The sequence below is a fragment of the Azonexus hydrophilus genome (genome assembly GCF_038368255.1).
In the GTDB taxonomy this organism is placed as follows: domain Bacteria; phylum Pseudomonadota; class Gammaproteobacteria; order Burkholderiales; family Rhodocyclaceae; genus Azonexus; species Azonexus hydrophilus.
On sequence record NZ_CP151406.1, the window covers coordinates 3,381,619 to 3,401,523 of the forward strand.

General features: G+C 60.9%; 31 protein-coding genes. 4 read left to right on the forward strand and 27 right to left on the reverse strand.

Features of this window, described 5'->3' with window-relative positions; all coding sequences use genetic code 11:
* Window positions 1–44: 44 nt before the first annotated feature.
* On the forward strand, window positions 45–941 hold the full coding sequence (locus AADV58_RS16405; protein ID WP_341743717.1) for an alpha/beta hydrolase: 897 nt from the start codon (window positions 45–47) through the stop codon (window positions 939–941).
* Here the strand turns inward: AADV58_RS16405 and recG are convergent.
* Both recG and AADV58_RS16415 read right to left on the reverse strand, forming a co-directional pair.
* Window positions 931–2,958 (reverse strand): ATP-dependent DNA helicase RecG, encoded by a 2,028-nt coding sequence (gene recG, locus AADV58_RS16410; protein WP_281983487.1) that lies wholly within the window; start codon window positions 2,956–2,958, stop codon window positions 931–933. The two genes, AADV58_RS16405 and recG, sit on opposite strands and share 11 nt — an antisense overlap.
* Window positions 2,959–2,965: 7 nt before the next feature.
* Window positions 2,966–3,346, reverse strand: a complete 381-nt coding sequence (locus AADV58_RS16415; RefSeq protein WP_028994217.1) for a RidA family protein — start codon at window positions 3,344–3,346, stop codon at window positions 2,966–2,968.
* A 53-nt stretch (window positions 3,347–3,399) separates the two neighbouring features.
* Between AADV58_RS16415 and AADV58_RS16420 the strand changes: the two genes are divergently transcribed.
* On the forward strand, window positions 3,400–3,720 hold the full coding sequence (locus AADV58_RS16420; protein ID WP_028994216.1) for a tetratricopeptide repeat protein: 321 nt from the start codon (window positions 3,400–3,402) through the stop codon (window positions 3,718–3,720).
* On the opposite strand, the gene AADV58_RS16425 is transcribed toward AADV58_RS16420, so the two are convergent.
* The 4 genes from AADV58_RS16425 to AADV58_RS16440 are packed head-to-tail and all read right to left on the reverse strand — an operon-like array spanning window position 3,717 to window position 6,616.
* Window positions 3,717–4,484 carry an SPOR domain-containing protein gene (locus tag AADV58_RS16425; RefSeq protein ID WP_341743718.1) on the reverse strand — a complete coding sequence of 256 codons (768 nt, stop codon included), beginning with the start codon at window positions 4,482–4,484 and terminating at the stop codon, window positions 3,717–3,719. The genes AADV58_RS16420 and AADV58_RS16425 overlap by 4 nt on opposite strands.
* A gap of 9 nt (window positions 4,485–4,493) precedes the next feature.
* Entirely contained in the window at window positions 4,494–5,054 is a 561-nt protein-coding gene (locus AADV58_RS16430) for a DUF2802 domain-containing protein (protein WP_051295276.1), read from the reverse strand.
* 6 nt (window positions 5,055–5,060) lie between these two features.
* Window positions 5,061–6,158 (reverse strand): OmpP1/FadL family transporter, encoded by a 1,098-nt coding sequence (locus tag AADV58_RS16435; protein ID WP_341743719.1) that lies wholly within the window; start codon window positions 6,156–6,158, stop codon window positions 5,061–5,063.
* A gap of 44 nt (window positions 6,159–6,202) precedes the next feature.
* Window positions 6,203–6,616: an acyl-CoA thioesterase gene (locus AADV58_RS16440; protein ID WP_028994213.1), complete on the reverse strand. Its 414-nt coding sequence runs from the start codon at window positions 6,614–6,616 to the stop codon at window positions 6,203–6,205.
* Window positions 6,617–6,706: 90 nt separating this feature from the next.
* Here AADV58_RS16440 and AADV58_RS16445 point away from each other — a divergent pair, with 90 nt between their 5' ends.
* Together AADV58_RS16445 and AADV58_RS16450 are read left to right on the forward strand one after the other, a co-directional pair.
* Window positions 6,707–8,527, forward strand: coding sequence for an ABC transporter ATP-binding protein/permease (locus tag AADV58_RS16445; RefSeq protein WP_341743720.1), 1,821 nt, complete (start codon window positions 6,707–6,709; stop codon window positions 8,525–8,527).
* Window positions 8,528–8,578: 51 nt separating this feature from the next.
* Window positions 8,579–10,090: a SpoIIE family protein phosphatase gene (locus tag AADV58_RS16450; protein WP_341743721.1), complete on the forward strand. Its 1,512-nt coding sequence runs from the start codon at window positions 8,579–8,581 to the stop codon at window positions 10,088–10,090.
* A gap of 64 nt (window positions 10,091–10,154) precedes the next feature.
* On the opposite strand, the gene rplQ is transcribed toward AADV58_RS16450, so the two are convergent.
* The 21 genes from rplQ to rplP form a co-directional block, all read right to left on the reverse strand.
* Window positions 10,155–10,553 (reverse strand): 50S ribosomal protein L17, encoded by a 399-nt coding sequence (gene rplQ, locus AADV58_RS16455; RefSeq protein ID WP_028994211.1) that lies wholly within the window; start codon window positions 10,551–10,553, stop codon window positions 10,155–10,157.
* A 57-nt stretch (window positions 10,554–10,610) separates the two neighbouring features.
* Complete coding sequence (locus tag AADV58_RS16460; RefSeq protein WP_028994210.1) at window positions 10,611–11,585, reverse strand: DNA-directed RNA polymerase subunit alpha; 975 nt, start codon at window positions 11,583–11,585, stop codon at window positions 10,611–10,613.
* Window positions 11,586–11,609: 24 nt separating this feature from the next.
* Entirely contained in the window at window positions 11,610–12,239 is a 630-nt protein-coding gene (rpsD, locus tag AADV58_RS16465) for a 30S ribosomal protein S4 (protein ID WP_028994209.1), read from the reverse strand.
* Window positions 12,240–12,251: 12 nt separating this feature from the next.
* Window positions 12,252–12,641 (reverse strand): 30S ribosomal protein S11, encoded by a 390-nt coding sequence (gene rpsK / locus AADV58_RS16470; RefSeq protein WP_028994208.1) that lies wholly within the window; start codon window positions 12,639–12,641, stop codon window positions 12,252–12,254.
* Window positions 12,642–12,653: 12 nt separating this feature from the next.
* Entirely contained in the window at window positions 12,654–13,016 is a 363-nt protein-coding gene (gene rpsM / locus AADV58_RS16475) for a 30S ribosomal protein S13 (RefSeq protein WP_028994207.1), read from the reverse strand.
* Window positions 13,017–13,066: 50 nt separating this feature from the next.
* Window positions 13,067–13,180 (reverse strand): 50S ribosomal protein L36, encoded by a 114-nt coding sequence (gene rpmJ / locus AADV58_RS16480; RefSeq protein ID WP_028994206.1) that lies wholly within the window; start codon window positions 13,178–13,180, stop codon window positions 13,067–13,069.
* A 74-nt stretch (window positions 13,181–13,254) separates the two neighbouring features.
* Window positions 13,255–13,473 (reverse strand): translation initiation factor IF-1, encoded by a 219-nt coding sequence (gene infA, locus AADV58_RS16485; protein WP_028994205.1) that lies wholly within the window; start codon window positions 13,471–13,473, stop codon window positions 13,255–13,257.
* Window positions 13,474–13,478: 5 nt separating this feature from the next.
* Window positions 13,479–14,801 carry a preprotein translocase subunit SecY gene (gene secY, locus AADV58_RS16490; protein WP_028994204.1) on the reverse strand — a complete coding sequence of 441 codons (1,323 nt, stop codon included), beginning with the start codon at window positions 14,799–14,801 and terminating at the stop codon, window positions 13,479–13,481.
* Between the two features lie 20 nt (window positions 14,802–14,821).
* A complete protein-coding gene (gene rplO / locus AADV58_RS16495; protein WP_028994203.1) occupies window positions 14,822–15,256 on the reverse strand; it encodes a 50S ribosomal protein L15 in 435 nt (144 codons plus the stop codon).
* Between the two features lie 3 nt (window positions 15,257–15,259).
* Window positions 15,260–15,442, reverse strand: a complete 183-nt coding sequence (gene rpmD / locus AADV58_RS16500) for a 50S ribosomal protein L30 (protein ID WP_028994202.1) — start codon at window positions 15,440–15,442, stop codon at window positions 15,260–15,262.
* A gap of 3 nt (window positions 15,443–15,445) precedes the next feature.
* Window positions 15,446–15,973, reverse strand: coding sequence for a 30S ribosomal protein S5 (gene rpsE, locus AADV58_RS16505; protein WP_028994201.1), 528 nt, complete (start codon window positions 15,971–15,973; stop codon window positions 15,446–15,448).
* Window positions 15,974–15,999: 26 nt separating this feature from the next.
* Window positions 16,000–16,356 (reverse strand): 50S ribosomal protein L18, encoded by a 357-nt coding sequence (gene rplR / locus AADV58_RS16510; RefSeq protein ID WP_028994200.1) that lies wholly within the window; start codon window positions 16,354–16,356, stop codon window positions 16,000–16,002.
* A 9-nt stretch (window positions 16,357–16,365) separates the two neighbouring features.
* On the reverse strand, window positions 16,366–16,896 hold the full coding sequence (rplF, locus tag AADV58_RS16515; protein ID WP_281983466.1) for a 50S ribosomal protein L6: 531 nt from the start codon (window positions 16,894–16,896) through the stop codon (window positions 16,366–16,368).
* Between the two features lie 12 nt (window positions 16,897–16,908).
* A complete protein-coding gene (gene rpsH / locus AADV58_RS16520) occupies window positions 16,909–17,307 on the reverse strand; it encodes a 30S ribosomal protein S8 (protein ID WP_028994198.1) in 399 nt (132 codons plus the stop codon).
* Between the two features lie 14 nt (window positions 17,308–17,321).
* Window positions 17,322–17,627, reverse strand: coding sequence for a 30S ribosomal protein S14 (rpsN, locus tag AADV58_RS16525; RefSeq protein WP_028994197.1), 306 nt, complete (start codon window positions 17,625–17,627; stop codon window positions 17,322–17,324).
* 7 nt (window positions 17,628–17,634) lie between these two features.
* A complete protein-coding gene (gene rplE / locus AADV58_RS16530; RefSeq protein WP_028994196.1) occupies window positions 17,635–18,174 on the reverse strand; it encodes a 50S ribosomal protein L5 in 540 nt (179 codons plus the stop codon).
* A 9-nt stretch (window positions 18,175–18,183) separates the two neighbouring features.
* Entirely contained in the window at window positions 18,184–18,501 is a 318-nt protein-coding gene (gene rplX, locus AADV58_RS16535; RefSeq protein ID WP_028994195.1) for a 50S ribosomal protein L24, read from the reverse strand.
* Window positions 18,502–18,511: 10 nt separating this feature from the next.
* Complete coding sequence (rplN, locus tag AADV58_RS16540) at window positions 18,512–18,880, reverse strand: 50S ribosomal protein L14 (RefSeq protein ID WP_028994194.1); 369 nt, start codon at window positions 18,878–18,880, stop codon at window positions 18,512–18,514.
* Window positions 18,881–19,030: 150 nt separating this feature from the next.
* Complete coding sequence (gene rpsQ / locus AADV58_RS16545; protein ID WP_028994193.1) at window positions 19,031–19,297, reverse strand: 30S ribosomal protein S17; 267 nt, start codon at window positions 19,295–19,297, stop codon at window positions 19,031–19,033.
* Complete coding sequence (rpmC, locus tag AADV58_RS16550) at window positions 19,294–19,488, reverse strand: 50S ribosomal protein L29 (RefSeq protein WP_028994192.1); 195 nt, start codon at window positions 19,486–19,488, stop codon at window positions 19,294–19,296. Before rpmC ends, rpsQ begins: the two co-directional genes overlap by 4 nt.
* Window positions 19,489–19,490: 2 nt before the next feature.
* Entirely contained in the window at window positions 19,491–19,904 is a 414-nt protein-coding gene (gene rplP / locus AADV58_RS16555) for a 50S ribosomal protein L16 (protein WP_028994191.1), read from the reverse strand.
* Window position 19,905 lies beyond the last annotated feature (1 nt).

A 19,905-nucleotide genomic window follows, 5' to 3' on the forward strand; every position in this document is an offset into this window, starting at 1 on the left:
GTCGGGCAGCAGGCGCTACAATGCGCGCTTCGCGAAGCTCCCAGATGACCATGCGCCCCTCCCGTTCCGAATTCCTTGACCACGCCGGCGTCCGCCTGCACATCCGTCGCTGGGGTAATCCCGAAGCGCCAACGCTGTTCCTGCTGCACGGCTGGATGGATGTTTCCGCATCCTGGCAGTTCGTCGTCGATGAATTGCAGCAGGACTGGAACATCGTCGCCCCCGACTGGCGCGGTTTTGGCCCGTCGCAATGGCTGGACCGCCCGTACTTCTTCGCCGAGCACATGGGCGACATGCTGGCCATCATCGACCGTTACGCGCCGCAAGGGCAGGTGCGCCTGGCCGGGCACAGCATGGGCGGCATCATCGGCACACTTTACGCCGGGCTGTATCCGGATCGCGTCGAAAAACTGATTTCGCTCGAAGGTTTCGGCATTGCGCCGACCACGCCGGACATGGCGGCCGGCCGTTACCGCCACTGGCTGGGCGAGTTGAAGAATCCGCCGCGCCTGCATGTCTATCCGGATCGGCCGGCTTTCGCCCGGCGCCTGATGAAGACCGACCCCTACCTGACCCCGGCACGCGCCGATTTCCTGTCGCGGCACCTGGCCCGGATCGGCGATGGCACGACCAAGGGCGGCGAGTACCGGCATGGCATCATCTGGAACGGCGACCGCTGGCACAAGGCGATGTCGCCCAACCTGTTCCGCCTCGAAGAGTCGATGGCGATCTGGCGCGACATCACCTGCCCGGTACTCTGGGTCGCCGGTCGCCAGTCGTGGATCGTGCGCGATTTCGCCACCCGCCCCGGCGACTGGGAAGCGCGCCGCGCCTGCTTCGCCGATGTCCGCGAAGCCTGGATCGACCAGGCCGACCACATGCTGCACCACGACCAGCCAGAACAGGTGGCGGTGCTGATCGAGGACTGGTTTACGACTTGAGCAATTCCTCGCGGGCGCCCAGCCAGCGTTGCAGGTGTTTTTCGGCCAGGGCCGGATGCTCGGTGAGCATTTCCTCGGCAATCTGGCGCGCCATCTCGACCAGATCAGCGTCCATTTCGAGATCGGCGTAGCGCAGCAGCGGCACGCCGCTCTGGCGGGCCCCGACGAATTCGCCGGGACCGCGAATCTGCAAGTCCTGGCGGGCAATCTCGAAACCGTCGGTATGCTCGAAGATGATCTTCAGGCGCTGGCGGGCGACCTCGCCGAGCGGCCCGGCGTAGATCAGCACGCAACTCGATTCGTACTGGCCGCGACCGACGCGGCCGCGCAACTGGTGCAGTTGCGAAAGGCCGAAGCGTTCGGCGTGCTCGATGACCATCAGGCTGGCATTCGGCACGTCGACGCCGACCTCGATCACCGTCGTCGCCACCAGCACGTCAATCTCGCCGGCGGCGAAGGCGCTCATCACCGCCTGTTTCTCGTCGGCCTTCAGCCGTCCGTGCACCAAGCCAACGGACAGCCCCGGTAGATCGGTCGAAAGCTGTTCGTAGGTTTCTTCCGCCGTCTGCAACTGCAGGGCTTCCGATTCCTCGATCAGCGGGCATACCCAGTAGGCCTGGCGGCCTTCCTCGACGTGTTTCTTGACGAAGCCGACGACATCCTGGCGCCGGTTGTCGGCGACCAGCCGCGTCTTGATCGGCGTGCGGCCGGGCGGCAGTTCGTCGAGCACGGTGACGTCGAGGTCGGCGTAATAACTCATCGCCAGCGTGCGCGGGATCGGCGTCGCCGACATCATCAGCTGGTGCGGATTACTGCCTTTCTTGCGCAACGCCAAACGCTGGGCGACGCCGAAGCGGTGCTGTTCGTCGACGATGGCCAGGCCCAGCTTGGCGAAGTCGACACCATCCTGGATCAGCGCGTGCGTACCGACCACCAGTTGCGCGTCGGCCGCCGTCGCCGCCAATTGCTCACGCTTGGCCTTTGACTTCAGGCTGCCGGACAGCCAGGCGACGCGCACGCCGAGCGGTTCCAGCCAGTCGCGCAGTTTCAGGTAATGCTGCTCGGCCAGAATTTCGGTCGGCGCCATGAACGCCGCCTGCCAGCCGGCGGAAATCGCCTGGCAGGCGGCCAGCGCAGCGACGATGGTCTTGCCGGCGCCGACATCGCCCTGCAACAGGCGCTGCATCGGGTAAGGCTGAGCAAGGTCGCCGGCAATCTCGGCCATCGCCCGCAACTGCGCGCCGGTCAGACCGAAGGGCAGGCGGTCGAGCAGGCGGGCGCCGAGGTCGTCCTGCGCCACCAGCACCGGTGCGCCCTGCTCACGGCGCGCCAGGTAGGCGCGGCGCAGCGACAGTTGCTGGGCCAGCACCTCGTCAAATTTGACCCGTCGCCAGGCCGGATGATGGCGGGCATGCAGCGTGTCGACATCGGTACCCGGCGGTGGCCGGTGCAGGAAATGGATGCTGCGCGCCAGGCCAGGCAGCTTGAGGCGCTGGCGGATTTCGTCGGGCAGCGTCTCGGACAGGTCACCATCGGCCAGCGCCCGGCCGATCAGCTTCTGTAGCGCTGAACTGGTCAAGCCGGCGGTCGACGGGTAAATCGGCGTCATTTCCGCCGGCAGCGGCTCGCCCTCGGCGATCTTGCGGAAACGCGGATGCACCATCTCCAGCCCGTAGAAGCCGCCGCGCACCTCGCCGAAGACGCGCACCAACGAGCCTTCGCTGAGCGCCGCCTGCTGGTTCGGGTAGAAGCTGAAGAAGCGCAGCGTGATTTCGCCGCTGTCGTCGCAGGCGCGCACGACCATCTGTCGGCGCGGCTTGAACTGGATCTCGTTGTTCAGCACACGCAGTTCGAGCTGCACCGCCTCGCCGCTGAAGGCGCGGGCGATCTCGGTGATGCGCGTTTCGTCCTCGTAACGCAGCGGCAGATGCACCAGCAGATCGGCCTCCGTATGGAGACCGAGCTTGGCCAGCTTTTTCTTCAGCGCATCGGAGGCGCGGATCGGCGCCAGCGACATCCAGCGATCAGCCGAGGAACATCACCGCGTCGGCCTCGACCAGCGCGCCGCGCGGCAATTCCTTGACGCCGACGGCGGCACGCGCCGGGAACGGCTCGCTGAAATAGCGCGCCATCGTTTCGTTGACCTTGGCGAAGTTGCCAAGGTCGGTGAGGAAGACATTGAGCTTGACCACGTCGGCCAGCGAGCCGCCGGCAGCTTCGGCAACGGCCTTGAGATTTTCGAAGACGCGAACGATTTGCGCGTCGATACCGTCTACCATCTGCATGGTCGCCGGATCGAGACCGATCTGCCCGGACAGGTAGACGGTATCGCCGACGCGCACGGCTTGCGAATAGGTGCCGATGGCAGCCGGTGCGTTCGGCGTGGCGATGATGGTCTTGGCCATGTGGAATTCCTTCTGATGATTGGCGAAAGCCGCTATTTTAGACCCGAGCCCCCATGAACCCGCGTATCGAATCCCTGGAAAAAATGATCGACGGCCCGCGTGACGGCGCCCTGCTCCGCTTCTCGTTGGGCAATGAGTACCTGAAGGCGGCGGCGCCGCAACAGGCGGCAAATTGCTTCCGTGCGGCAGTTGAACGCGACCCGCAGTATTCGGCGGCGTGGAAGGCGCTGGGCAAGGCGCTCGCCGAAGCTGGCGATGCGGCCGGCGCCATCGCCGCCTATGAAGCGGGAATCGCCGTTGCCGAGACCAAGGGCGATATCCAGGCCGCCAAGGAAATGAAGGTGTTCGCCAGGCGCCTGCAGAAAGCCGGTTAGCGCCCGCCCTTGGGCGCGATCAGGATCGAGTCGATGCCCAGTTCGCGCAATTTCTCCTGGGCTTCGGCGGCTTCCTTGCGGGTGCGGAAAGGTCCGACCTGAACCCGGGTTTCGATGCTCGATTGAACCCCGCTCAGCGTCAGCTTGGCATGCAGTTCCTCGGCCCGCTGGGCACTGGTGAACACGCCCGCCTGCAGGACAAAACCCGAGAACAAGCGGGGCGCAGCCGGCGTGGTCGGCGTGGACTCGACGACCCGGGCCGACGGCACCGGGGCTTTCGGCACGCTGACCGGCGGCGCAGGCGCAATCGGCGGTGCCGAGGTCATTTCGGGAACGATTTCCGGGCTGGCCGGTGCCACAGGGCGCACCCGCGGCCGTGCCACCGGTGGATTTGCTGGCGCGACCGTGGGCTCAATCGCCGGTTGCGCAGCGACCTCGGGCGGCGGCGGCGCCCCGACCGCAGCCTCAACCGGAACGGCACCCACAGGTGCCGCTTCCTGCACGACCGGCGCCTCATCGGCCACCGGCTCGACCGGTGTCACCGGCTGCGTCACCATCTTCTTGGGCGCGACCGGTACCGGCTCGGTGAACACTCGGACTTCCTGTTCGTCGGCTGGCTGGGACAAATGGTCGAACACCGCCAGCATGCCCAGCAAAACCGCCACCAGGCCACCGGCCATGGCCAGCCGCCGGATCATCTGGTTACGTAGATCAGGGGCTACCGCCGTCTCGTTCGCACTATCACCTGCCGGCTTGTCCGTCATGCTCATTCCTCACTGAACCTGGCTGCGAGCGAGTGCCACCACCAGCTCGGCTTCGGCACGCGCAATGCCGCAGCGTTCGGCAATCGCCGCTGCGTCGTAACCTGCTGCCGCCATCTGTACCGCATCGCCGTAAATCGGTGAAACGGTCTGCGCAGCCCGCAGATGCGCGACTTCCTGCAGCATGTCCTCGCGCAAGGCGGCCAGTTCACCGCGCATCGCATCGACTTCGTCGCGCAACTGGCCCAGTTCGCGCGCCAGACCTTCGGTGACCAGTTCGCTGGCCAGTCGAGCGGACGATGAGGCAAAACTGTCAGCCGACAGGGTATCGCTACGGCGGTCTGGCAACGTCGATTCATCCTCGTTTCCGGCCGCAGCGGGGATTTCCGTTGGCTCGGCTTTCCCCGCAGCAAGGCTGGTGGATGGCGCTGCCGACATGCCTCCCAGCCGACGCATCCGCCACAGAACAACGGCGATATACAGCGCAACCAGAACGATCAGCGCAAGTACGGCCTCGCGCACGCCGATGGTGAGACCGGCGATTTCGAGCGAAGGCAGACTGGCGCCGAACACGACCCCTTAGAACCCGATCGAATACTGGACACCCACGACGTGGGCTGCGCTATCGTACTTCCCGATCACACCTTGCTCGATACTGACATCACGCATGTAGCGATAAGCATAGCCGACATCAAGCAGGCTGCGACCAAAGGTCCACTGCCCGCCCACCGACAGCCACAAGCTACTGCTATCCGGCATGCGCACGGTACGCTTGCTGTCGGTTACCGGCGAACGGTCATAGGCAATACCGAATTTCAACTTTGCCTGATCGTTGTACTTGTAGGCGGCCCCCCAAGCGAGGCGCCAGGCATTGTCAAGATCAAATCCATCGACTCCCTTCCAGCGTGTATGGGACAGGTCTCCCATGGCCTCCCAGCGATCGGAAACCTGTTGCCAGACCGACAGGGTGAACACCGCCGGCGTATCGATATCGCGTCGCGCGGCAACGCCTGAATCAGTTCCCGAAATCGCATGCTCGATCTTCGAACGATAAGCGACCCCGACACGCATGGCCGGCGATAGCGTGAACAACGCACCGACATTCCAGCCCAGCGAGTTGTCGTCGCCCTTGAAATCTTCCCCGGTACGGGTCAGGCGGACGTCCATCGTCTGGTAGTTCAGGCCGGCACCGAGGGAAACCACGTCGCTAACCTTGTAAGCGATGGCCGGATTGACATTAACCGTGGTCAGTTCGGTTTCGATGCCGGACGCACTTCCGGCCCAGCCAGCGTCATAACGCGTATCGAGCAGGTACGGCCGGGAAACACCCAGACCAACGGTTAGAGCCGGCGTGAACTGCCAGGTCAGGTAGGCATTGGGCAAGGCATTGCTTTCGCCGGCATCACCGCCCGAGCTCACACCGGCATTGTTACGGAACTTGTAACGCTCTGACACACCGACCACGCCCATGGAGAAATTGACGCCTTCAAGGCGGCTCATGCCGGCCGGATTGGCAAACAGCGTGGCGGCATTGTCTGCGATGGCTGCCGAGCCTGCGTACGCGACGCCCAGTCCGCTGGCATTCTGCTCAAGCGCCTGGTAACCGGCTGCCGATGCCAGGCCAGACATGGCCAGCAGCATTGCAGCAGGCAGGGTACGCATGGTGGTCTTGTTCATTTCCTGAATCCCCGAAGACATCCGAATTATTTGATCGCGCGATTTTATTCCATTTCCCCGCCATTTTTGCCGGGAACCTCGCGTTTGTTGCCGGATTCGTCAATTGCCACGTAAGTCAGCTCGGCCTGGGTCACCTTGACGGTGATCGGATCGGCATAATTCCGCTCGGCAAAGACCTCGACGCGTACGGTCAACGAGGTCCGGCCCACATGCACGATTTCCGCATAAAAGCTGACGATGTCGCCCACCGACACCGGTTGCCGGAACTGGAATGAATTGACGGAAACGGTGGCCACCCGGCCACGAGCCCGGCGCATGGCGGGAATGGCACCGGCCACATCGACCTGAGCCATGACCCAGCCGCCGAAAACATCACCGTTCTGATTGAGATCAGCCGGCATCGGCACCACGCGCAAGGTGGGCTGACGGTCCGGCAAACAAAGGCTTGGCTTGTTCATGAAAAATCCTTGACGACAGGTCCTGTCGATTCTCCCGGAAATCGCACTTATTTCATATACTCGTCCCCTTCGAGACCCAGGGTAGCCCCCATGCGCCGCGCCACCGCCTTACCCAAACCGCCTGCCGGGCAACCGCTGCAGGAGATCCACGTCTGGCAGACGGTGCGCACGCTCTTCCCCTATCTCTGGCAGTACCGTTTTCGGGTCGTTGCCGCCCTGTTCTGCCTGGTCGCCGCCAAACTGGCTAATGTCGGGGTTCCGCTGGTCTTCAAGGACATGATCGACGGCATGTCGGGCGAGGTACTGGCGCTGCCGGTGATGCTGCTGGCGCTTTACGGCGCACTGCGCTTCTCCAACTCGCTGTTCACCGAATTACGCGAACTGCTGTTTGCCCGCGTTACCCAGCGGGCCATCCGCAAGGTGGCGCTGGAAGTCTTCCAGCACCTGCACGCGCTATCCCTGCGTTTTCACCTGGAACGCCAGACCGGCGGCATTTCCCGTGACCTTGAACGCGGCACGCGCTCGATCTCCAGCCTGATTTCCTACACCCTGTATTCGATCCTGCCGACCCTGATCGAGATCGGGCTGGTACTGATCATCCTCTACGTCCAGTACGACATCGGCTATGTATTGATCACGGCGGCTTCGCTGATCGCCTACATCGTGTTCACGGTCAAGGTCAGCAATTGGCGCATAGCCATCCGGCGCGCCGTCAACGAAAGCGACTCAGCCGCCAACACCAAGGCGGTCGATAGCCTGCTCAATTACGAGACGGTCAAATATTTCAACAACGAAGCCTGGGAAGCGAAGCGCTACGACGAGCAACTGGTCAAGCTCGAAGATGCCAGCACCCGCAGCCAGAGCAGCCTGGCGCTGCTCAATCTCGGCCAGCAGGCAATCATTGCCCTGGGGGTAACGGCCATGATGTGGCGCGCGGCCAACGGCGTGGTCGAAGGGCGGATGAGTATCGGCGATCTGGTCCTGGTCAACGCCTTCCTGATCCAGCTCTACATGCCGCTGAATTTTCTCGGCATCGTCTATCGCGAAATTCGCCAGGCGCTGACCGACATCGAGCGGATGTTCGGGTTGCTCAACGAACACCGCGAGGTTGCCGACGCAGCGGACGCTCACACCTTGCCGGCAGACCGGCAGATGCAGGTCGATTTCGACAGCGTCGGCTTTGCCTACGAAACCAGCCGCCGCATCCTGCACGACGTCAGCTTCACCATCCCGCCGGGGCAGACCTACGCGGTGGTCGGCCATTCGGGCGCCGGCAAGTCCACGCTGTCGCGCCTGCTCTACCGTTTCTACGATGTCAGCAACGGCAGCATCCGGATCAACGGGCACGATCTGCGCAGCGTCACCCAGCACAGCCTGCGCTCGGCCATCGGCATCGTCCCCCAGGACACCGTGCTGTTCAACGACACGATCCTGTACAACATCCGCTACGGCAAGCCGGATGCCGATGACGACGCGGTGTTCGCCGCCGCCCGCGCAGCCAGCCTGCACGATTTCATCGACGGCCTGCCGGACAAGTACCAGACCCGGGTCGGTGAACGCGGGCTGAAACTCTCGGGCGGCGAAAAGCAGCGGGTGGCGATTGCCCGGGCCTTGCTCAAGGACCCGCCGATCCTGATCTTCGATGAAGCCACTTCCGCACTCGACTCCGCGACCGAACGCGCCATACAGCAGCAACTCGAGGTAGCCGCCCGCGGCCGGACCACGCTGATCATCGCCCACCGGCTGTCCACAGTAATGAACGCCGACTGCATCCTGGTCATGGAAGAAGGACGTGTCGTCGAACGCGGCACGCACGCGGCCCTGCTCGCTGCAGCCGGCAAATACGCCGACATGTGGTTCCTGCAACAGCGGGAAATTCAGGAACCGGGCGGCGAAGGCGTGGTAGCATGATTGTGCAGATACGCTACCCGAGCGCATCTCCGATTGACCCTTGCCATGACAATGAATAACGCATTCGAGAAGATGAGCGTGCTGGCGGTTGATGACAACCGCACCAATCTGCACATCCTTCAGGTCTTCCTGAAAAAACTCGGGCACGAGGTCATTCTCGCGGAAAACGGCGAGGAGGCGGTGGCACGCTTCCAGCAACATCATCCCGACCTGGTCTTGCTCGACATCATGATGCCGGTCATGGACGGCTTCGAGGCAGCACGCAGGATCAAGGCCGCCAGCCGGGATAAGTGGGTGCCGATCATCCTGCTATCGGCGCTCAACCGCGATGAAAACCTGGTCGAGGGCCTGGAGGCCGGCGCCGACGATTACCTGACCAAGCCGATCAATTTCGTCGTTCTGGAAGCCAAACTGCGCTCGATGCAACGCTCATTGTCGATGCAGCGAAGCGCCACGGTTACGCTGGAGCGCCTGCTTGCCATCTCCGACAACGTTCCCGACGCCATCATCACCTGCAACGGCAGTGGCGAAATCCTGACGGTCAATCGCGCCACCGAGATCATTTTCGGTCATCCGGCCGCTGAACTCATCCACCGCCAGATTCGCCTGCTGGTTCCCGAACTGCTGTGCGAAACGGCAGCCAATACCACGGCGCGTAACCGCGAACGCGAGGCCACCGGGCATCGTCGCGATGGGCGGGCATTCCCCGTCGAGTATGGGCTCTCGGAAGTCAGCATCGATCACGAACGGATTTTCGTCATCGTCATTCGCGACATCACGCAGCGCAAACTGGCCGAAACCCAATTGCAGCAGAACGCTGCGCTGTTGCAAACCTACTACGACCATAGCCAGAACGAACAGCAACTGGCGTTGCGGTTGATGGAGAAGTTGCTGCATCGGCCGGGCCTGCTCGATTCCCGGCTGCGCTACAAGGTCATCGCGACCGAGAATTTCAGCGGCGACATCGTTGCTGCATCGCATTCGCCCGAGGGCCGTTTCTACGCCTTGCTGGCCGACGCCACCGGCCATGGCCTGCCGGCCGCGATCAGCGTTTTACCCGTGCTGGCCCTGTTCTACCGGATGACCCGCCTGAACCGGACGATTCGTGAACTGGTGATCGAAATCAACCAGCAATTGAAGGAATCGATGCCGATCGGCCGCTTCGTGGCCGCCACCATCGTCTGCCTCGACGAGATCAGCCTGAGCGGTGAAATCTGGATCGGCGGCACGCCGGAAGCCCTGCTGATCGATGCCGACGGCCAGATCTGTGAACGCTTCCCCTCGGAAAATCTGGCGCTCGGCATCATCGACAGCACCCAGATGAACGACCAGCCCCGACGTTTCGAATGGCAGCCGGGCAGCCAGCTGCTGATGTATTCGGATGGCGTTCTCGAAGCCGCCGACGGGCAAGGCCAGCAATTCGGCAGCCAGGGTATCAGCGATGCTGTGCAGGGGACTTCCCGGGCGGAGCGATTCACCGCACTGGAAGATGCGCTGTCCAAGCACCTGGGTCAGAACGCCGCGGGTGACGATGTCTCGCTGATGCTGATCGACTGCCCCTGATTTCTGTCAGCCAAATAGAAAAAGGCCGGTTACCCGGCCTTTTTTCATTGCGTGAGGAGGACGATTACTCGGCCGACTCATCGACTTCAACAGCTTCGGTCGGCTCGGGACGATCGAGCAGTTCGACAAAAGCCATCGGTGCGTTGTCGCCAACGCGGAAGCCGCACTTCAGGATGCGCAGGTAGCCGCCCGGACGGGTGGCGTAGCGCGGACCGATTTCGGCGAACAGCTTGACCACGATCTCACGATCGCGAAGACGGTCAAAGGCCAGACGCTTGTTGGCCAGCGTCGGGTTCTTGCCGAGGGTGATCATCGGTTCGACGACACGACGCAGTTCCTTGGCCTTCGGCAACGTGGTCTTGATGGCCTCGTGACGGAGCAGGGAAACGGTCATGTTGCGCAGCATCGCCAGGCGATGGCTGCTGGTGCGGTTCAGTTTGCGAAGTCCATTGCGGTGACGCATGGTTAATCCTTTCTATGTTCTGCAGGCGTCCCTTGACTGCCCGGATCGGGAAAAGGCTTACGCCTTCTCCAGACCGGCGGGCGGCCAGTTTTCCAGTTTCATGCCGAGCGTGAGACCACGTGCGGCAAGAACTTCCTTGATTTCGTTGAGCGACTTGCGACCCAGGTTCGGGGTCTTGAGCAGCTCGTTTTCGGTGCGCTGGATGAGGTCGCCGATGTAGTAGATATTCTCGGCCTTGAGGCAGTTCGCGGAGCGAACCGTCAGTTCGAGATCATCAACCGGACGGAGCAGTACCGGGTCAACCTGGGCCGGCTTGGAGGCTTCGGCGACCGGCGCCGTGCCTTCCAGATCGGCAAAGACCGACAGTTGCTCGATCAGCACGCGGGCAGCGTAACGGATCGCTTCTTCCGGTTCGACCACACCGTTGGTTTCGATATCGACGATCAGCTTGTCCAGGTCGGTACGCTGCTCGACCCGGGCGTTCTCGACCGAGTAGGCAACGCGACGAACCGGGCTGAACGAGGCATCCAGCACCAATTGGCCGATGGTCTTGGCATCGCCAAGATTACGGACGTTACCCGGAACGTAGCCACGGCCCTTTTCGACCTTGATTTCCATCGCCAGCTTGCCTGCGGTGGACAGGTGGGCAATGACGTGCTCCGGATTGATGATTTCGACGTCGTGCGGCAACTCGATGTCGCCAGCGCGAATCACGCCCTCGCCTTCCTTGGCCAGCTTCAGGGTGACGACCTCGCGGTTGTGCAGCTTGAAGACGACCCCCTTGAGGTTCAGGAGGATGTCGACGACGTCTTCCTGGACGCCGTCGATGGTCGAGTATTCGTGCAGCACACCGTCGATCGACACTTCCGTCGGTGCATAACCCGGCATCGACGACAACAGGATGCGACGCAGGGCGTTGCCGAGGGTGTGACCGAAACCGCGTTCAAACGGCTCCATGACCACCTTGGCTTCGACCGGCGAAACACTCTGTACGTCGATGATGCGGGGCTTAAGAAGTCCACTGCTTTGCATGGGCTAGATTCCTCTGCTTGCGGGTTACTTCGAATAAAGTTCGATGACCAGACCTTCGTTCAGGGTGGCCGGCAGCTCAGAGCGCTGCGGCATGGCCTTGAACGTGCCCTTGCCTTCCTTGACATCGACCGAGATCCATTCCGGGAAGCCACGCGACTCGGCAGCTTCGAGAGCGGCCTTGCAACGCAGCGAGGCACGGGAACGCTCGGTCAGCTGGACGACATCACCCGGCTTGACGAGGTAGGAAGGAATATTCACGCGCTTGCCGTTAACCAGAACGCCGTTGTGACGGACGATCTGACGGGATTCGGTGCGCGAAGCACCAAAGCCCATGCGGTAGGCGACGGAATCCAGGCGGGCTTCCAGCAACTGCAGCAGGTTTTCACCGGTCTGGCCTTTACGGCGCTCAGCTTCGGCAAAGGTGCGACGGAACTGGCCTTCGAGAACGCCATAGACACGACGGATCTTCTGCTTGGCACGCAGGTGGACGCCGTAGTCGGAGAGACGGGCGCCAGACTTCTGGCCATGCTGACCCGGCGCATACGAGCGACGCTCGATGGCACACTTGTCGGTAAAACACTTTTCGCCCTTCAGGAACAGCTTTTCGCCTTCGCGGCGGCACTGACGGCATTTCGGATCGAGATTACGAGCCACTTGTCTTTCTCCTTAGATGCGGCGCTTCTTGGGCGGACGGCAGCCGTTGTGCGGCACCGGCGTCACGTCGGAAATCGCGGTGATCTTCATGCCCAGTGCGTTCAGCGCACGGACAGAGGATTCGCGGCCTGGGCCGGGGCCCTTGATGCGCACTTCCAGATTCTTGACGCCACATTCCTGGGCTACCTTGCCGGCAGCTTCAGCGGCGACCTGAGCAGCGAACGGGGTGGACTTACGCGAACCGCGGAAGCCGGCACCGCCGGAAGTTGCCCACGACAGCGCATTGCCCTGGCGATCGGTAATGGTGATGATGGTGTTGTTGAACGAAGCGTGGATGTGGGCAATGCCCTCGGCAACGTTCTTCTTGACCTTCTTGCGAACTTTGGTAGCAGTCTTAGCCATGTTCTATCCCTATTACTTCTTGCCAGCGATGGCCTTGCGCGGACCCTTGCGGGTACGAGCGTTGGTCTTGGTGCGTTGACCGCGGCAGGGCAGACCCTTGCGGTGACGCAGACCACGGTAGCAACCGAGGTCCATCAGGCGCTTGATGTTCATCGTGACTTCACGACGCAGATCACCTTCAACGGTGAACTTCGCCACTTCATCACGCAGACGGTCCATATCCGTATCGGAAATGTCCTTCATTTTGGTGGTACGACCAACACCGGCCGCGTCACAGATTTGCTGTGCGCGGGTACGGCCGATGCCGTAGATCGCCGTCAGGGCGATGCAGGCATGCTGATGGTTCGGAATGTTTACCCCTGCAATACGGGCCATCGATTCACTCCAATATTTCTAAAATTAACGAATGCCGACTTCGTCAGGCATTAACCCTGGCGCTGTTTGTGACGCGGATCCTTGCAAATGACGCGCACGACGCCCTTGCGACGGATCACCTTGCAATTGCGGCAAACGCGCTTCACTGAAGGTTGCACTTTCATGATTCACTCCTCGTCTGCGAGAGCTTGGAAGCAGCCGTGATTCCTTGCCCTGCGGTTTATTGCGTAGAGAACTTTTACTTTGCCCGGAAAACGATCCGGGCCTTGCTTAAATCGTACGGGGTCAATTGCACCGTGACCTTGTCACCGGGAAGGATGCGGATGTAGTGCATACGCATTTTTCCGGAGATGAAGCCAAGCACAACGTGCCCGTTTTCCAACTTGACCTTGAAAGTTGCATTGGGGAGGTTTTCGATAACCTCGCCCTGCATCTCGATATAGTCTTCTTTTGCCATCGCGCTTACTTGATCATTGGTGATCCCTTGAAGTTTGCTTTCTTCAAGAGACTTTCATATTGCTGGGACATGACGTAGGCCTGAACCTGGGACATGAAATCCATCGTAACGACAACAATGATCAGCAGCGAGGTACCGCCGAAGTAGAACGGCACGTTCCACTTGAGAATCAGGAACTCTGGCAGCAGACACACCAGCGTGATGTAGGCAGCACCGATCAGCGTCAGGCGCATCAGGATCTTGTCGATGTAGCGTGCAGTCTGTTCGCCCGGACGAATACCCGGGACAAAGGCGCCACTCTTCTTCAGGTTGTCGGCGGTTTCCTTGGAATTGAACACCAGGGCCGTATAGAAGAAGCAGAAGAAAATGATCGCTGCTGCGTACAGCATGACGTAGATCGGCTGACCGGGCGACAATACCGCCGCCATGTCCTTCAGCCAGGTCATCGACTCGCTCGAACCGAACCAGCCAGCCAGCGTCGCCGGGAAGAGGATGATCGACGAGGCGAAAATCGGCGGGATGACGCCCGACATGTTCAGCTTGAGCGGCAGGTGCGAGCTCTGACCGCCGTAAATCTTGTTGCCCACCTGGCGCTTGGCGTAATTCACCAGAATCTTGCGCTGACCCCGTTCGACGAAGACGACGAAGGCGGTAACCACGACAACCAGGATACAGATCACGATGGCGGTCAGCGGATGCATGGCACCGGTGCGGACCAGTTCGAGCAGGCCACCGATGGCGCTGGGCAGGCCAGCCGCAATACCGGCGAAGATGATCATCGAGATGCCGTTGCCGATGCCGCGTTCGGTAATCTGCTCACCGAGCCACATCAGGAACATCGTGCCGGTCAGCAAGGTCGACACCGTGGTCAGACGGAACATGAAACCGGGATCGTTGACCAGACCGGGCTGGGCTTCGAGCGCAACGGCAATGCCGATACCCTGGAACAGAGCCAGGACGACGGTACCGTAGCGGGTGTATTGGGTAATCTTGCGCCGACCGGCCTCACCCTCTTTCTTGAGGGCTTCGAGCTGCGGGCTGGCGACACTCATCAGCTGCATGATGATCGACGCCGAAATGTACGGCATGATCCCCAGCGCGAAGATGGTGAAACGCGACAGGGCACCACCGGAGAACATGTTGAACATGCCCAGGATGCCGCCCTGTTGCGAATTGAACAGATCGGCCAGAACGTTGGGGTCGATACCGGGAACCGGAATATGCGCGCCGATGCGATACACAACCAGTGCGCCAAGCAGGAACCAGAGACGACGCTTGAGGTCGCCAAATTTTCCGCCCTTGCCTACGGTATTCGGATTTGCTGCCAACGTTCTGCCCTTTCCGTGTCTTACTCGCCGACCGAGCCGCCAGCGGCTTCGATCGCTGCCTTGGCGCCCTTGGTGGCGCCAATGCCCTTGAGGACGACCTTGCGGGTGATCTCACCCGACAGGATCACCTTGGCGGACAGGGCGTCATTCGGAACGACACCAGCAACCTGCAGGACCAGCAGATCGATTTCCTCGACCGGCAGGGCTTGCAGTTCACCGAGGCGAACTTCGTAATTGCGGGCACGCGTCAGCGAGTTGAAACCGCGCTTCGGCAGGCGGCGTTGCAGGGGCATTTGACCGCCCTCGAAACCGACCTTGTGGAAACCGCCGGAACGGGACTTCTGACCCTTGTGACCACGGCCACAGGTCTTGCCGAGGCCGGAACCGATGCCGCGACCGACGCGCTTGGCGGCCTTCTTGGAGCCTTCAGCCGGCTTGATGGTATTCAGACGCATGGTTTAGCCCTCAACCTTGACGAGATACTGAACCTTCTGGATCATGCCGCGCACAGCCGGCGTATCCAGCAGCTCGGCAGAGCTGTTCAGCTTGCGCAGGCCCAGACCGCGCACGGTGGCGCGATGGTCCTGCTTGGTGCCGATGATGCTCTTGACGAGCGTCACTTTGATTTTCTTGTCGGACATGACTTACCCCAGGATCTGTTCAACCGACTTGCCGCGCTTGGCAGCAATCTCGGCCGGCGTATTCACCTTCATCAGACCGTCGATGGTGGCACGCACGATGTTGTAGGGATTGGTGGAGCCGTGAGCCTTGGCGACGACGTTGGTCACGCCGACGACTTCGAAGACGGCACGCATGGCACCGCCAGCGATGATGCCCGTACCTTCCGGTGCCGGCTGGATCATCACGGTGGTGGCACCATGGCGACCCATCACGGTGTGATGGACGGTACCGTTCTTCAGGCTGACCTTGGCCATCTTGCGACGCGCCTCTTCCATTGCCTTCTGTGCGGCGACCGGGACTTCGCGGGACTTGCCCTTGCCCATGCCGATGCCGCCGTCGCCGTCACCGACGACCGTAAGTGCTGCGAAACCGAGGATGCGACCGCCCTTCACCACTTTGGTGACGCGGTTGACCGCAACCATCTTCTCGCGCATGCCGTCATCACGCTCTTCAGCTTGCTGCGGCTTCTTGTTTCTTTCAGGTTTAGCCATTTTGTAACCTATTCCTTTCGCAGCGATCAGAACTTCAGGCCGGCTTCACGCGCGGCTTCAGCCAGCGCCTGAACACGACCGTGGTACTGGAGGCCGGAGCGATCGAAAGCCACTTGCTCGACACCGGCGGCCTTGGCGCGCTCGGCGATCAGCTTGCCGACAACGGCAGCGGCGGCCTTGTTGCCACCATTCGCGACATCGCCGCGAACGTTCTTGTCCAGCGTGGAAGCCGAAGCCAGGACCTTGCCGCCACACGGCGAGATGACCTGGGCGTAAATGTGGCAGTTCGTACGATTGATACACAAACGTACAGCCTTGAGCTCGGCGATTTTGGCCCGGGTTTTGCGGGCACGACGCAGACGTGCTTCTTTCTTGTTAAACATATGCCACCCTTACTTCTTCTTGGTTTCCTTGATAACCACCACTTCGTCGGCATAACGAACGCCCTTGCCCTTATAGGGCTCCGGCTTGCGATATGCGCGAATTTCGGCGGCAACCTGACCGACCTGCTGCTTGTCCGAACCCTTGATCAGGATTTCGGTCTGCGTCGGACACTCAACCTTCACGCCAGCGGGCATCTTGTGCGCAACCGGATGCGAGAAACCCAGCGACAGGTTCAGCACATCACCCTGAGCCTGGGCACGATAGCCCACGCCGACGAGTTGCAGCTTGCGTTCGAAGCCCTTGGAAACCCCAGTCACCATGTTGTTGATGTTGGCACGCATGGTGCCCCACATGGCGGAGCCGTTGTCAGCGCCGGCCACCTTGGCAACGACGACGCTTTGACCTTCCTGGCTCACCTGGACAGCGGGGTTCGCTGCCGTCTTCAAGGTACCCAGCGGGCCCTTGACGACGATCTGCTCAGCGATGGTGATTTCCACACCGGCCGGCAGAACAATTGGATTCTTACCTACACGAGACATTTGCTTCGCTCCTTATGCCACGATGCAGAGGACTTCGCCCCCGACACGGGAAGCGCGCGCCTTGCGGTCGGTCATCACACCCTTGGGGGTGGAAACGATGGCCACACCCAGACCGTTCATGACACGCGGAATGTCTTCGGCACCCTTGTAGATGCGCAGACCAGGTTTGGACACACGCTCAATGCGCTCGATCACCGGACGACCGGCGTAATACTTCAGCGCAATTTCAAGGCTGGCCTTGCCATCGTCGGACTGACGAACGGCAAATTCCTCGACGTAACCTTCATCCTTGAGCACGGCAGCGATAGCCACCTTGAGCTTGGACGAGGGCATGGACACAGACGCCTTTTCGGCGAGCTGGGCGTTGCGGATGCGGGTCAGCATGTCCGCGATCGGATCGCTCATAGCCATTTCTGTATCTCCTATTACCAGCTGGCCTTGACAACGCCCGGGATCTCGCCATTGAAGGCAAGTTCGCGGACCTTGTGACGGCACAGACCGAATTTACGGAACACGCCACGCGGACGTCCGGTCAGCTGGCAACGATTGCGCAGACGGGACGGGCTGGCATTGCGGGGCAGGGCCTGCATCTTCAGACGAGCTTCATAGCGCTCCTCGTCAGACAGGCTCACGTTGTTGATGATCGCCTCGAGGGCAGCACGCTTCTTCGCATACTGCGCCACCATCTTGCGGCGCTTCTCTTCACGGTTGATCAGAGCAAGTTTTGCCATGATTGCCTCAATTCTTGAACGGGAACTTGAACGCGGCGAGCAGGGCCTTGGCTTCTGCGTCGGTCTTCGCGGTCGTCGTGATGCTGATGTTCATACCACGGAGCGCATCGATCTTGTCGTATTCGATTTCCGGGAAAATGATCTGCTCTTTGACACCCATGTTGTAGTTGCCCTGGCCGTCGAAACCCTTGCCAGCAACACCACGGAAGTCACGAACGCGCGGCAGCGCGATGGTGACCAGGCGGTCGAAGAATTCGTACATGCGCGGACCGCGCAGGGTGACCATGCAGCCGATCGGGTAGCCGTCACGAATCTTGAAACCGGCGATCGAGGTACGAGCCTTGGTGGTAACCGGCTTCTGACCAGCAATCTTCTGCATGTCGCCGACGGCGTTCTCGAGAACCTTCTTGTCGGCAACCGCTTCACCGACACCCATGTTCAGGGTGATCTTGGTGATACGCGGCACTTCCATCGTGGACTTGTAGCCGAACTGCTTGACCAGCTCACCGACGACGGTTTCCTTGTAAAACTGTTGCAAACGCGCCATGACTACCCCTTATGCGTTCACCAGTTCGCCGTTCGACTTGAACACGCGAACCTTGCGACCATCTTCAAGCGACTTGATGCCGACGCGATCGGCCTTCTGAGTCGCCGAATTGAACAGCGCAATATTGGAGATATGGATCGGCATGTCCTTGTCGACGATGCCACCCTGAACACCCTTGATCGGGTTCGGCTTGACGTGCTTCTTGGCGCGATTGACACCTTCGACCAGCACGTGATCGGCATCGATACGAGCCAGCACGGTACCGCGCTTGCCCTTATCCTTACCGGTAATGACGACGACTTCGTCGCCCTTGCGAATCTTTTCCATTGCCCTCTCCTTACAGCACTTCAGGCGCCAGGGACACGATCTTCATGAAGCGCTCGGTACGCAGTTCGCGGGTCACCGGGCCAAAGATGCGCGTGCCGATCGGCTCGAGCTTGTTGTTGAGAAGAACCGCGGCATTGCCATCAAAGCGCACCAGCGAGCCGTCCGGACGACGAACACCCTTGGCGGTACGAACCACCACGGCGTTGTAAACATCACCCTTCTTGACACGACCACGCGGGGCAGCATCCTTGATGCTGACCTTGATGATGTCGCCAATACCGGCGTAACGGCGCTTGGAGCCGCCGAGCACCTTGATACACATAACTGAACGGGCGCCGGTGTTATCGGCGACGTCCAGCGTCGTCTGCATCTGAATCATTTAATTAAACTCCAACTTAATCCGCTGCGCGGTCAGTCTTGGAACCCGTACGGGTCGAACAAATTTGCGTCACGGAGGCGTGACTGCAAAAAAGAAGCCGGATTATACCGGCTTCTTTACTGAATGCGCAAGTACCTGGAAAAAATTACATCAAACGATGATGGCTTTTTCCAGAACGCTGGTTACGGCCCAGGCCTTGGTCTTCGAAACCGGACGGGTTTCGACGATTTCGACCAGGTCGCCCGCCTTGGCAATGCTGCCTTCGTCGTGCGCCGCATACTTCTTGGAACGGACGATAACCTTGCCGTACATCGGGTGCTTGACCTTCCGTTCGACCAGGACGGTCACCGTCTTTTCCATCTTGTCGCTGACGACACGGCCGATCAGCGTACGCTTGATGCTGGTGGTTTCGCTCATTGCTGCACCGCCTTTTCACGGATGAGGGTACGAACGCGAGCGATGTCGCGACGAACCTTGGACATTTGGCTGGTGTTGGACAGCTGCTGCGTGGCGATCTGCATGCGCAGACCAAATTGCGCCTTCAGCAGTTCCAGCAATTCCGTCTTGAGCTCGTCCACGCTCTTGGTTCTCAGTTCACTAGCTTTCATGATTACCCCAGATGACGAGTCACGAAGGTGGTGGCGATCGGCAGCTTGGCAGCGGCGAGGGCAAATGCCTCGCGGGCCAGCGCTTCATTGACACCGTCCATTTCGTACAGGACCTTGCCCGGCTGGATTTCAGCAACCCAGTACTCCGGGTTGCCCTTACCGTTACCCATACGAACTTCCGCCGGCTTCTTGGAAATCGGCTTGTCCGGGAAGATACGGATCCAGATGCGACCACCGCGCTTGATATGGCGGGTCATCGCACGACGGGCGGCTTCGATTTGTCGCGCGGTCAGACGACCACGACCGGTCGCCTTGAGGCCCCACTCACCGAACGACACCTTGGTGCCGCGGGTGGCCAGACCTTCATTGCGTCCCTTGTGCTCCTTGCGGAACTTGCGACGATTAGGTTGCAACATG

Coding starts and splice junctions, on each gene's coding strand:
- rplN (WP_028994194.1), bottom strand. CDS start 18,880: ATGATTCAGATGCAGACGACGCTGGACGTCGCCGATAACACCGGCGCC.
- AADV58_RS16440 (WP_028994213.1), bottom strand. CDS start 6,616: ATGAACAAGCCAAGCCTTTGTTTGCCGGACCGTCAGCCCACCTTGCGC.
- rpsM (WP_028994207.1), bottom strand. CDS start 13,016: ATGGCCCGTATTGCAGGGGTAAACATTCCGAACCATCAGCATGCCTGC.
- rpmC (WP_028994192.1), bottom strand. CDS start 19,488: ATGAAAGCTAGTGAACTGAGAACCAAGAGCGTGGACGAGCTCAAGACG.
- rpsE (WP_028994201.1), bottom strand. CDS start 15,973: ATGGCTAAACCTGAAAGAAACAAGAAGCCGCAGCAAGCTGAAGAGCGT.
- rplP (WP_028994191.1), bottom strand. CDS start 19,904: ATGTTGCAACCTAATCGTCGCAAGTTCCGCAAGGAGCACAAGGGACGC.
- AADV58_RS16450 (WP_341743721.1), top strand. CDS start 8,579: ATGAATAACGCATTCGAGAAGATGAGCGTGCTGGCGGTTGATGACAAC.
- AADV58_RS16435 (WP_341743719.1), bottom strand. CDS start 6,158: ATGAACAAGACCACCATGCGTACCCTGCCTGCTGCAATGCTGCTGGCC.
- AADV58_RS16405 (WP_341743717.1), top strand. CDS start 45: ATGACCATGCGCCCCTCCCGTTCCGAATTCCTTGACCACGCCGGCGTC.
- recG (WP_281983487.1), bottom strand. CDS start 2,958: ATGTCGCTGGCGCCGATCCGCGCCTCCGATGCGCTGAAGAAAAAGCTG.
- rpsH (WP_028994198.1), bottom strand. CDS start 17,307: ATGGCTATGAGCGATCCGATCGCGGACATGCTGACCCGCATCCGCAAC.
- rpsN (WP_028994197.1), bottom strand. CDS start 17,627: ATGGCAAAACTTGCTCTGATCAACCGTGAAGAGAAGCGCCGCAAGATG.
- AADV58_RS16460 (WP_028994210.1), bottom strand. CDS start 11,585: ATGCAAAGCAGTGGACTTCTTAAGCCCCGCATCATCGACGTACAGAGT.
- rpmD (WP_028994202.1), bottom strand. CDS start 15,442: ATGTCCGACAAGAAAATCAAAGTGACGCTCGTCAAGAGCATCATCGGC.
- rpmJ (WP_028994206.1), bottom strand. CDS start 13,180: ATGAAAGTGCAACCTTCAGTGAAGCGCGTTTGCCGCAATTGCAAGGTG.
- rpsK (WP_028994208.1), bottom strand. CDS start 12,641: ATGGCTAAGACTGCTACCAAAGTTCGCAAGAAGGTCAAGAAGAACGTT.
- AADV58_RS16425 (WP_341743718.1), bottom strand. CDS start 4,484: ATGACGGACAAGCCGGCAGGTGATAGTGCGAACGAGACGGCGGTAGCC.
- rplR (WP_028994200.1), bottom strand. CDS start 16,356: ATGTTTAACAAGAAAGAAGCACGTCTGCGTCGTGCCCGCAAAACCCGG.
- infA (WP_028994205.1), bottom strand. CDS start 13,473: ATGGCAAAAGAAGACTATATCGAGATGCAGGGCGAGGTTATCGAAAAC.
- rplF (WP_281983466.1), bottom strand. CDS start 16,896: ATGTCTCGTGTAGGTAAGAATCCAATTGTTCTGCCGGCCGGTGTGGAA.
- rplQ (WP_028994211.1), bottom strand. CDS start 10,553: ATGCGTCACCGCAATGGACTTCGCAAACTGAACCGCACCAGCAGCCAT.
- AADV58_RS16415 (WP_028994217.1), bottom strand. CDS start 3,346: ATGGCCAAGACCATCATCGCCACGCCGAACGCACCGGCTGCCATCGGC.
- rplE (WP_028994196.1), bottom strand. CDS start 18,174: ATGGCGCGTTTGCAACAGTTTTACAAGGAAACCGTCGTCGGTGAGCTG.
- rpsQ (WP_028994193.1), bottom strand. CDS start 19,297: ATGAGCGAAACCACCAGCATCAAGCGTACGCTGATCGGCCGTGTCGTC.
- rplO (WP_028994203.1), bottom strand. CDS start 15,256: ATGCGTCTGAATACCATCAAGCCGGCTGAAGGCTCCAAGAAGGCCGCC.
- AADV58_RS16445 (WP_341743720.1), top strand. CDS start 6,707: ATGCGCCGCGCCACCGCCTTACCCAAACCGCCTGCCGGGCAACCGCTG.
- rplX (WP_028994195.1), bottom strand. CDS start 18,501: ATGGAAAAGATTCGCAAGGGCGACGAAGTCGTCGTCATTACCGGTAAG.
- AADV58_RS16420 (WP_028994216.1), top strand. CDS start 3,400: ATGAACCCGCGTATCGAATCCCTGGAAAAAATGATCGACGGCCCGCGT.